Here is a 9749-nt window from a genome sequence, read left to right as displayed (position 1 = left end):
CGCTTGGTGTTGTGGCCTGCTGCGGCATTGCGCTCGTGTCCGGCGGGATCATCTCGCTCGCGTTCCAGGGTACAAAGGTCCGTGCGGACTTCCTGCCTGCCGCGTTCACCACCGGCGTCCTGATCGGCGCCTACACCGTCGTCGACGGCATCGGGGTAAGGCTGTCGGGTAACAGCACCGCCTACACGAACACCATGTTCCTGCTGTGGAGCATCACGATGCCCGCCATCTTCTATGCGATGCGCGGCAAGCCGCCGACCTACACCCGAACCCAAACGGCGATGGCCTTGACGGGCGGACTGGTATCTATCCTGGCCTACGGCATCGTCATCTGGGCCATGCAGTTCGACGCCATGGGCGTGGTGTCGGCGCTTCGGGAGACCAGCGTGGTCTGGGCGGCCCTAATTGGCCGAATGTTCCTGCAGGAGAAGTTGTCCGCACGTCGCATTGCCTCCTGCGGCGCCATCGCGGCGGGAGCGGCGTGCCTCGCCTTTTGACTCTAGGTCCAGCGCGCTACGGCTTCCACGATCCAGTAGCAAATGGCGGCGACGGCGGCGGAGGCTGGCAGGGTAATGCCCCACGCGACGACGATGCCGCGCGCAATGCCCCACCGCACTGCGCTGGGGCGGCGAGCGGCTCCGACGCCGACGATCGAACCGGTGATGGTATGGGTGGTCGAGACGGGGATGCCCAGCCAGGTCGCGCCGAACAGTGCAACGGCACCACCCGTCTCGGCGCAGAATCCCTGCATCGGCGTCAAGTGGGTGATTTTGGAGCCGACGGTTTTCACGATGCGCCAGCCGCCGCTCAACGTGCCCAACGCCATGGCGCTCTGGCAACTCAGCACGACCCAAAGCGGCACGTGGATCGGGCCGTCCAGCATGTGCTGCGAGTAGAGCAGCACGGTGATGATGCCCATGGTTATTTGGGCGTCGTTGCCGCCGTGCGCCAAGCTCAGCAGCGACGAGGACACGAACTGGAGCACGCGAAAACGGCGGTCCGAGGCGTCTTTGTTCGGGATGCAGTGAGGTAGCGTTTCGGCCTGGCCGACGGTCACGAACGATAGCGGAGTGCATCCACCATCAGGGCGAAGGCCGCCGAGGGCTGGCGGCGGTTGGGATAGTAAAGATGGTAGCCCGCGAATGGCGGGCACCAGTCCTGCAGCACCCGCACCAAACGCCCGTCTTGCACCGCCTCCTCCACGTGGTCATCCAGGACGCAGCCCAACCCGAACCCGGCAGTAGCGGCGCGAACAATTTGGTTCGCGTTGTTGAATGCCAACTGCCCCTCCACCCGGACCTTCAACGCACGGCCGTTCTTCTCCAGTTCCCAGGCATACAGGCCACCGGCGGTCGACAGGCGCAGGTTGATGCACTGGTGATCGGCCAAGTCTTGAGGCGTTTTGGGCTTCTTCCGCTCCGCGAAGTAAGCGGGAGATCCTACGACCGCCATCCTCAGGTCGGGGCCAATGCGCACTGCCACCATGTCTTTGGCGACGGATTCGCCAAGGCGGACACCGGCGTCGTATCGCTCCGCCACGATGTCGGTCAGCCCGGAATCGATCCCGAGTTCGACGTGCACGTCCGGATACTCCGGCAGCAGCCTTTCCAGCACCGGCCATAGCACGGTGTTCGCCGCGTGTTCGGAGGTGGTGATGCGGATCGTGCCGCCTGGTTTGTCGCGCAGGCCGCCGATGGATGCCAATTCCGCCGCGATGTCCTCCAAGGCCGGTCCGAGCGTCTTCATGAGCCGCTCGCCCGCCTCGGTTGGGGAAACCCGGCGGGTAGTCCGGGTCAGCAGCCGAACGCCCAGGCGCGTCTCCAGCCGCCTGAGCGTGTAGCTCAAGGCCGACTGCGACGTTCCCAGCTTGGCTGCCGCCTTCGTGAAGCTCTCCTCTTCGGCGACGACGAGGAAGGCGTTCAAGTCGATTAGCTCCTCGCGACGCATTGATGAACCCCGGATATAGCTTCATGCCGATTGTAGCATCTAATGGCGGAAGGCGACCACTCGTAGACTCTGTTCTGCAAAGCTGGGGATCGGACATGAAGACGAGGGCATTGGGCCGCACGGGCCTGCAGGTCTCGGCAGTGGCGCTGGGAGGCGCTTCGTTCGGCTACGTGAACAAGGCGAATGGTTGGGATCCTTGGTCGAGCGAGGGCCGCAAAACGGCAATCGCCACGCTTAACCATGCGCTCGACGCCGGAGTCACCTACATCGACACCGCCCCGCTTTACGGCAACGGCAACAGCGAGTCTCTGGTGGGCGAGGTCATGCGCACACGGCGAGATGAGTGCGTGCTCGCGTCGAAAGTGTGGTTCGAGAAGGACCGGCAGGGCGTGCTGGACAGCGTCCACGAGAGCCTCAAGCGCTTGCAGACGGACCGCATCGATGTCCTGCAAGTCCATGGCCGAATGTACACCGCGGCCGATTACGAGCACATCGTGAACGGCGGACCACTGGACGCCCTCCGCAAGCTGAAGGAGCAAGGCAAGATTGGTTTCATCGGCATCACCACCGAAGAGCCGTGGACGGTCTTGCCCTTCTTGGCGCAGGGCGAGTTCGACGTGTTCCAGATCGCCTACAACATCATCTACCAGTCGGCTTCCCGGCACTTTCTGGTTGAAGCCGCCAAAGCGAACGCGGGCGTCGTGACGATGCGGACGATGACGTCGGGCGTGTTCCAGCGAGCGGCGCAGTATCTGGCGCCGGAATGGCAAGATGCCCGCGACCTATACGAGGTTGCTTTGAAGTTCGTGCTCTCCGACTCGCGCGTGCATTCGGCATTGGTCGGCATGCGTTGGCCGCACGAGGTGGACCGCAATGCCCGCATCGCCGACGAGTGGGAGCCGTCGATCGACCTCGCGGCACTGCCTCGGCTGACCGTGGACGTCTACAAGGCGGAAGACGCCGAATGACGTCCTGCCCACCAGGATTGAAGCCACCCGGATACAGGACCGAACCCACGAGACTCGAAGATAAAGTCGCCATAGTGACGGGCGGCGGTTCCGGCATCGGACGCGGTGTTTGCCTGGCATATGCTCGGGAGGGCGCCCAGGTGGTTGTCGTGGACAACGACCTGGAAGGGGCGAATGACACGGTGCGCCGCCTCGAAGCGGTAGGTCGCCGAGGGCTGGCGGTCCGAACCGACGTGTCCGACGCTGTGGAAGTCGATGCCATGGTGGCCGCCACGCTCGCGGCGTTCGGCACGGTGGACGTGTTGTTCAACGGGGCCGGTATTACCATCCCAGCATCATTGCTGGACACTACAGTCGAGCAATGGGATCGCATCCTCGCTGTGAACCTGCGCGGTCAGTTCCTGTGCTTGCGGGCGGCCGCTCGTGTCATGGTCGAACGAGGGCACGGCAAAATCGTCAACGTCACGTCCATCTTGGGCGCCCAGGCTCGGGTCAACCGCGGGGCATACGGTGCGTCCAAGGCGGGTATCATCTCGCTCATGCAGACGGCGGCGGTGGAATTGGGGCCGCATGGGATTTACGCAAACGCCATCGCGCCGGGTTTCATCGAGACGCCGATGGCCAAGAGCGCTCCCGCGACGCCGGAGGAAACGCGGCGCAAGCTCGCGGCCATTCCCCTTCGGCGCAGGGGCGATCACGCGGACCGGACCGGACCGGCAATCTTCCTCGCGTCCCGGGAATCCGACTACGTGAACGGGATCGTCATGACGGTGGATGGTGGGTTCACCGCCTCGGTGGACTGACGGCGGGTCGCGGTTGCGGAGGCGTGGTCACCGTTGGTGCCCGGCGGTGATCCGGGAATGAGACGGCACCAGCAGCCAAGCGCACAGGAAGCTGCCGAGGGCGGCGAGCGCCACGACCAAACCCAGAGACCGCGGGGTTCCGTCAACGAAGGCGGCGACCAGCGCCGAGCAAACCATGCCGCTGCCGTATTGCATGGCGCCCACCAACGCCGACACGGCACCCGCCCGCTCGGGAAAACCGGCCATAGCTCCAGCGATGGAGTTCGCGACGATGAAGCCGGTCGTGGATACGAACAGGAAGAGTGGCACTGCCAAGCCTGCCAGCCCGCCCCAGCCGGTCCAGGCGGCGACCGCTGCGGCCGAACCGAAGAGTGCCGCAGCAGCAGTCCCCCGAACCATCAGCCAGTCGCCGCCGAACCGCATGACGAGGCGGCCATTGAGCGTGTTGGTGGCCATGATGCCCACGATCCCGGCCCCGAAAAGCAGACCGTAGAGTTGGGCCGGGACGTGATGGAAGGTGATGTAAGCGAACGGTGTTCCCGCGACATAGGCAAACATCGCCCCGTAGAACAATCCTCTGGCTCCGGCATAGCCGAGCAGCGACCGATTTCGTAGAAGGTTTGCGTAGCGGACCAACGCACCCGTCAGCGGCTCCGTGTTGCGTCGCGCCGCAGGCAATGTCTCGGGGAGGTAGACCAAAGAGACGAGCGTCAGCAGGCCGACGCCGACTAGGGTCCAGAAGATTGCCCGCCAACCCGCCAGCGCCATTATGTGGGCGCCCAGGATGGGTCCGAGTAGGGGTGCAATGGCCATCACCGTGATCAGTGTGGACAGCATCTTCGCCGCGCTGTTGCCGACGTAGAGGTCTCGCACCATCGCTCTGGACAGCACCACGCCTGCGGACGCGCCACCCGCCTGGACGACTCGCCACCAAATCATGGTCCAAGCGCTGCCGGACAGCGCGCATCCGACGGAGCCGATGACGAAGAGGAGCAGCCCAACCCAGATCGGCGCACGCCTGCCGTAGCGGTCGCTGACTGGTCCCCAGAGCAACTGGCCTGCGCTGAACCCAACGAGATAACCCGAGATCGTCAGTCCAATAGTTCCAGCGTCCGTATGGAGCGCGGCAGCCATCGTTGGCATGGCTGGAAGGTAGAAGTCGGTCGAGATCGAAGCGAATCCCATCAGGGCGCTCAGGATGGCGAGCACGCGAATGCCATGATGCGCGGCCGATGCGGCAGTCGCTCCCGCGCGGAGAGTTTCGGTTGTCATATCTTTGGCCTCCGTCCGCCGTCGGAAAAGGGTCGGCCCGCGTGCTGGGACACGCGGACCCATTCGGACCGGCTAGCGGCCCGTGGTCGCCATCAGATGCGCCGGGTAGCGCTCGCCCTCGATCTTGATGGCGGACGCGGCGGTCTCGATCTCAGCCAAGTCTGCTTCCGTCAATTCGACATCGGTCGCCGCAAGGTTCTCTTCCAGGCGGTGCAGCTTGGTAGTGCCGGGAATCGGCACGATCCAGGGCTTGCGGGCTAGCAGCCAGGCGAGCGCGATCTGCGCGGGCGTAGCTTTTTTCTCGCTTGCAATGCGTTTCAACAAGTCGATTACAGATTGGTTCGCCGCCATTGCTTCGGACGTGAACCGTGGCAGTGCGGCGCGAAAGTCGCCGTCTCCGATCTTGGTGTCCGCCGTCATTGCGCCGGTCAGGAATCCCTTGCCAAGCGGACTGTAGGCCACCAAACCAATGCCAAGCTCCTCGCAAGCATCAAGGATGCCGTTGGTCTCCACACCTCGCGTCCACAGCGAATACTCGTTTTGCAATGCGGTTACGGGCTGCACCGCATGCGCCCGGCGAACGGTGTGCGCGCCCGGCTCGGACAGGCCGAGGTGTTTTACCTTACCCTCTGCGATGAGGTCTTTCACCGCACCGGCCACGTCCTCGATCGGCACCGCCGGATCGACGCGATGCTGGTAGAGCAGGTCGATGACCTCGATGCCGAGACGCTTGAGCGAGGCTTCCGCTACGGCGCGGATGTTTTCGGGGCGGCTGTTCAGGCCGCCGTTCTTGCCGGTTGCCGGATCCAGCGCGAAGCCGAACTTGGTGGCGATGACAACTCGGTCGCGGACCGGCGCCAATGCCTCGCCAACGATTTCCTCGTTGGTCCAGGGTCCATAGACCTCAGCCGTGTCGAACAGCGTGACACCGCGATCCACGGCGGCGCGGATGAGCGCGACGGACTCGGAGGTGCTTAGGGCATGGGAATAGGAAAAATTCAGACCCATGCAGCCGAAACCAATGGCCGAGACTTCCAGGCCACTGCGTCCGAGTGTTCGTTTTTGCATGTCCAAGTCCTTGGGTTTTCCTCCGGTGGAGGATGCCACTGCGATGGGCAGAAGATATGCCTCCCGTGCTTTATGGATTAGGCGGCATAAACGGCATGAAGCTATACCCTGGGTTCATCAATGGGCGGGTGCAGGTCCCGCGACTCGTTCGCGCCCAGTGGTTCGTCGGCCACGCTGCTGTGGCTGCACAAGCTGTCCGCCAAGGGCATCCAGACCTCTTGGGGCCATTAATGCGGGTCGCCTTGGCCATAACGTCGCCGGTGCTCCTGGTCGTGTTGTTGGCGCTCGTTCTGTGGCTCTCCCTGCTCGGCTCCGCTTGCGGATGTATGCGATGACAGACGCGATGCCAGCCCTGCGCGCCGATCTGCCGCAAGCTTCCAACCCGGCCAAGCGTGGGCTTGCTTCGGCTAACGTGACTCCTTCGAGACCGGATGGACTACCTGGTGGACCGCTACGGCCAGCGGAAGGCGGCGAATAAGCTACCGGGAGCGATGTGACCATCGACATAGCCGGACGACTTCGATCACGGCAATTCTGCTAAAGTCGACGACCGAAGACCGTCGCTCGCTTCCGGTTGATTCGGAGGCTCGGCTGCCACTCATCCAACGATGTTCATTAGAGCCGCAGACGTTCTTCCTCATCAGGCGCCGACCGGAGGTCCAAGCCGTGAAGACGCGACGCGTCATTCCCCACCAGTATCACGGGAGGTTGGTTGAGGTATATTGCAAATGTATGCGCTAGGTAAAACCTCGTAACAGCCGCGTATTTAGTCATTTACATTGGGAGGTCTTCATGACGGGCCTCAATCATCTCGGAAATTTGGCGCGGTCGCTCACGCGGCGCATTTGATAGTCAAGCATCGTTGTGGCGCTTTGGCCGAAGCACTTATCAAAGTCGCCGATTGTGTTGAAAGACAGGACATCGCGGGCACGAGCTTTTGGCGGGCCGTTTCCGATGAAACGGCGGCCGCCATTGCGGGCAGCCAGAGGCGACTTGCCGATCTACCCATGTTAGCTCCGAGCCACGCTACAGCAGAACCTGAGATTGCGGCAAAGCTTGCAGCCGGTCCTGCGGTGAAGTCACTTCGGGGCGGAACACCCAGGCGCCCGGAGAAACCCGTTCGAACTCAAACCTTGGCCGTCCCCAACTATGTCGAGGATGCGCCGCTCGCTAGGTTGCCGAATCTTCCTCTTTGGACAATCAGGAGCCGAACGGGCGTTTCGCCAAGTAATTGCACTTTAGCCGACGCGTAGCGCGGAACTTCCAAAAGCAATCGGGTCACGCCGATGGCAGCCTGGCATTTGCCTCCCTTCGACCGCCATTCCTCACATGACCGATGTCATGGTCCGAATGGGCACGGCGAGTACGACCCGCAGGCCGGGCGAGGTGTTCTCGTCCGTGAGCGTCCCACCGAGTTGCTTGACAAGGGCCGACATGATCCGTGACCCGAAGCCTTCCGCCTTCGTCAGCATGCCAGGCCCGCGGTCGGCCACGGCTAGGTGGACATGGGTGCGGTCCTCGGTCAGGCTGACTTCGATCGGCCCGGCGGCCCCCGCGTAAGCATATTTGTTGGCGTTGATGAGGAGTTCGGTGAGGATCAGACCGAGAGGTATTGCCTGATCGGCGGACACCCGGATCGGAGTGAGCGCCAGCGTCAGATGCCGTTTCCAATCGGCTCCCATGAAGGAAAACGTGTCCTCGCAGAGTTCTTCGATGTAGCGGGCGAGATCCACGACGTCGACTTGGTCGCCTCGGTAAAGCCTCCGGTGCACCAACGCGACGGCGGTGAGGCGCCGCCGAGCTTCATCCAGCGCTCCCGTCAATTGGGGGTTGTCCGATCCGCGTGCTTGGACGGACAGGAAGCTGCTGACAAGTTGCAGCGAGTTTTGCGTTCGGTGATTGACCTCCGTAATGAGGAATTCCTTTTGTGTCAGCAAGATATCCTTGTCCCTCAGGATCGCCGTCAGTTGGTGGTTCAGATCGCGCATGCGTCGTGCCTGTTGGACTTCCAGCAGTGCCGCTCGCAAGCGCGTGGCGGCCGCCACCTTTGACGGGGACCAATCCTGAGACCTGCCGTGGACGGTCTCGGACCACGCATCGAAGGAGGCGCGGGGACTTAGGGGCTTCGGCTCGGCTTCGGTCGGCTGGTGCGGATGTCCAGCCCATTTGATGACTTCCAATTGCTCGGGGCGGAACCACACCAACAGCCACGGCTCTTCCGCCGAAAGGGTTAGAGCCAACACGCCACTCGCCGTCGTCCGAAACTCGGTGGCCGGGGCGTAGACAGCCGACAGACAAGCCGTCGAATAGACTGGTTCGAGACTGCGAGCGGCCAGCCACTCAGCCAGGGCGAGAATGTCAGCCTCGGGTGGACATTTGCCGTGCACGACCAATTCGCGCCCGCGTAGCACCGCGATGCCAGCCCCCCCCATCATCCGGCAAATCTCTGCCAGGTGGTTGGCCAGAGCTTTGTCCAACGATCCCTCGCGAGACAGGAGGGCTACGGTATCGTCTTCGAACCCCCGCAATCGAAGCCTCTGCCGAAGGCCTTCCGCCTCCTCCTTCGCCTTGATCCAGCGCCCGAGGCTGCCCGCCAGCGACCGGCAAGCCGTTCGGACGTCATAGGTGAGCAGCTTGGGTGTTTCGTTATGACAGGCGACAAGTCCCCAAAAGCAGGCCGTCTTTGACGATCGAGAACGATGCCGACGCGACGACGCCCATGTTCTGCAGGTAGACGAGATGCACCGGCGAGACGCTGCGGAGATGGCAGTCGCTCATGTCCAGGTCGTCCCCGCCGGGCCAGGTCGGTCTCAACAGCACGGGCTGGTAGGTGGCATCCGGAATGACCCGCACGACATTACGCAGGTAAAGCGCACGCGCCTGGGCGGGAATGTCCGAAGCGGGAAAGTGGTGATTGGCAAAGGCACGCATGTCGTCGCGACGGTCCTCGGCGAGCACCTTGCCCGCGGTCTCGTCCAGGAGGTGGTAAATCATCACCCGGTCGAACCCGGTCAGGCGCCTGAACTCGATTGCGGCTCGGTCGCATAAGGCGGGAAGGGATGCTGCCCGCTCGAATCCCGCGGCGGCCGTCGCCAGGCGGTTGATCACCATGGAAGCGGACAGCCCTTCGGTGGAAGCGGCCTCCAACTCGACGACCAGGTGAGACGATGTCGAGTGGGCCGTGACATCCAGCATCTCGCCGCCCGGCGTGGCAAGTTGCCCGATGAACCCGTCGGCACCATGCTCCGGTCGCATGACGGCGACTTCGCTCATCAGCGTCTCGCCTAAAATCGCGCTAAGTGGCTTGCCAAGCCAGTCCGCCCCGCCGAGGTGCCGCTCGACGTCCCCGGCAACATGGCGAACGCGAAGATCGGAGCGGTCCGCGACCAGCATCATGCCGTGGGGCTGGATGGACCCCGGGGCGTGAATCGGTTCACGGTCGCAATCGGTGACTTGAAGCGGCGTCAGCGTCAGGCTCATCTACCATGTCTCCTCGCACGAGGGCGGGAGCACACGCTGCTCTCAGCCGCTTACGGCCGAGTCATCGGCAAGCGGTAGGGGACGCTACCATAGTAAACCGATCCGCAACAATACCATACCACTGCATGCTTTGGCGTAGTGTCACGTATTCCGAAATTTGCGCCAGCGGGCGCGCGGGACTCCAATTGAGCCATTTCGGCAGCTAGAATTT

10 protein-coding genes are annotated in these 9749 nt (G+C 63.2%); 4 read left to right on the top strand and 6 right to left on the bottom strand.

Annotation, left to right across the window (positions count from 1 at the left end):
* Window positions 1-497 (top strand): EamA family transporter (locus tag GSQ76_RS29745; protein ID WP_158747701.1); only part of this gene is annotated, 497 nt, incomplete at its 5' end.
* Between the two features lie 2 nt (window positions 498-499).
* Here GSQ76_RS29745 and GSQ76_RS29740 read toward each other — a convergent pair.
* Together GSQ76_RS29740 and GSQ76_RS29735 are read right to left on the bottom strand one after the other, a co-directional pair.
* Complete coding sequence (locus tag GSQ76_RS29740; protein ID WP_335904942.1) at window positions 500-1057, bottom strand: inorganic phosphate transporter; 558 nt, start codon at window positions 1055-1057, stop codon at window positions 500-502.
* A complete protein-coding gene (locus GSQ76_RS29735; RefSeq protein ID WP_158747700.1) occupies window positions 1054-1947 on the bottom strand; it encodes a LysR family transcriptional regulator in 894 nt (297 codons plus the stop codon). Before GSQ76_RS29735 ends, GSQ76_RS29740 begins: the two co-directional genes overlap by 4 nt.
* A 110-nt stretch (window positions 1948-2057) precedes the next feature.
* On the opposite strand from GSQ76_RS29735, the gene GSQ76_RS29730 reads away from it, so the two are divergent.
* Window positions 2058-2915: an aldo/keto reductase gene (locus GSQ76_RS29730; RefSeq protein WP_158747699.1), complete on the top strand. Its 858-nt coding sequence runs from the start codon at window positions 2058-2060 to the stop codon at window positions 2913-2915.
* On the top strand, window positions 2912-3718 hold the full coding sequence (locus GSQ76_RS29725) for an SDR family NAD(P)-dependent oxidoreductase (protein WP_254070709.1): 807 nt from the start codon (window positions 2912-2914) through the stop codon (window positions 3716-3718). The genes GSQ76_RS29730 and GSQ76_RS29725 overlap by 4 nt, the downstream gene beginning before the upstream one ends.
* A 27-nt stretch (window positions 3719-3745) precedes the next feature.
* On the opposite strand, the gene GSQ76_RS29720 is transcribed toward GSQ76_RS29725, so the two are convergent.
* Window positions 3746-4990, bottom strand: coding sequence for a multidrug effflux MFS transporter (locus GSQ76_RS29720; RefSeq protein ID WP_158747697.1), 1245 nt, complete (start codon window positions 4988-4990; stop codon window positions 3746-3748).
* 72 nt (window positions 4991-5062) lie between these two features.
* Window positions 5063-6058 carry an aldo/keto reductase gene (locus tag GSQ76_RS29715; RefSeq protein WP_158747707.1) on the bottom strand — a complete coding sequence of 332 codons (996 nt, stop codon included), beginning with the start codon at window positions 6056-6058 and terminating at the stop codon, window positions 5063-5065.
* A 120-nt stretch (window positions 6059-6178) separates the two neighbouring features.
* On the opposite strand from GSQ76_RS29715, the gene GSQ76_RS32990 reads away from it, so the two are divergent.
* A complete protein-coding gene (locus tag GSQ76_RS32990) occupies window positions 6179-6289 on the top strand; it encodes an ArsB/NhaD family transporter (protein WP_408837494.1) in 111 nt (36 codons plus the stop codon).
* A 1094-nt stretch (window positions 6290-7383) separates the two neighbouring features.
* On the opposite strand, the gene GSQ76_RS31500 is transcribed toward GSQ76_RS32990, so the two are convergent.
* Together GSQ76_RS31500 and GSQ76_RS31495 are read right to left on the bottom strand one after the other, a co-directional pair.
* Window positions 7384-8586: a sensor histidine kinase gene (locus GSQ76_RS31500; protein ID WP_256367036.1), complete on the bottom strand. Its 1203-nt coding sequence runs from the start codon at window positions 8584-8586 to the stop codon at window positions 7384-7386.
* A 118-nt stretch (window positions 8587-8704) separates the two neighbouring features.
* Window positions 8705-9538 carry a GAF domain-containing protein gene (locus GSQ76_RS31495; RefSeq protein ID WP_216851352.1) on the bottom strand — a complete coding sequence of 278 codons (834 nt, stop codon included), beginning with the start codon at window positions 9536-9538 and terminating at the stop codon, window positions 8705-8707.
* Window positions 9539-9749: the final 211 nt, after the last annotated feature.

This window comes from Acidisphaera sp. L21 (genome assembly GCF_009765685.1).
GTDB lineage: Bacteria > Pseudomonadota > Alphaproteobacteria > Acetobacterales > Acetobacteraceae > LMUY01.
This window is presented reverse-complemented; position numbering and strand designations above follow the sequence as displayed.

What these genes read in the sequence shown, in the direction of transcription:
- GSQ76_RS29735 (WP_158747700.1), bottom strand. Translation starts at nt 1,947, where the DNA reads ATGCGTCGCGAGGAGCTAATCGACTTGAACGCCTTCCTCGTCGTCGCC.
- GSQ76_RS32990 (WP_408837494.1), top strand. Translation starts at nt 6,179, where the DNA reads ATGGGCGGGTGCAGGTCCCGCGACTCGTTCGCGCCCAGTGGTTCGTCG.
- GSQ76_RS29725 (WP_254070709.1), top strand. Translation starts at nt 2,912, where the DNA reads ATGACGTCCTGCCCACCAGGATTGAAGCCACCCGGATACAGGACCGAA.
- GSQ76_RS31495 (WP_216851352.1), bottom strand. Translation starts at nt 9,538, where the DNA reads ATGAGCCTGACGCTGACGCCGCTTCAAGTCACCGATTGCGACCGTGAA.
- GSQ76_RS29720 (WP_158747697.1), bottom strand. Translation starts at nt 4,990, where the DNA reads ATGACAACCGAAACTCTCCGCGCGGGAGCGACTGCCGCATCGGCCGCG.
- GSQ76_RS29715 (WP_158747707.1), bottom strand. Translation starts at nt 6,058, where the DNA reads ATGCAAAAACGAACACTCGGACGCAGTGGCCTGGAAGTCTCGGCCATT.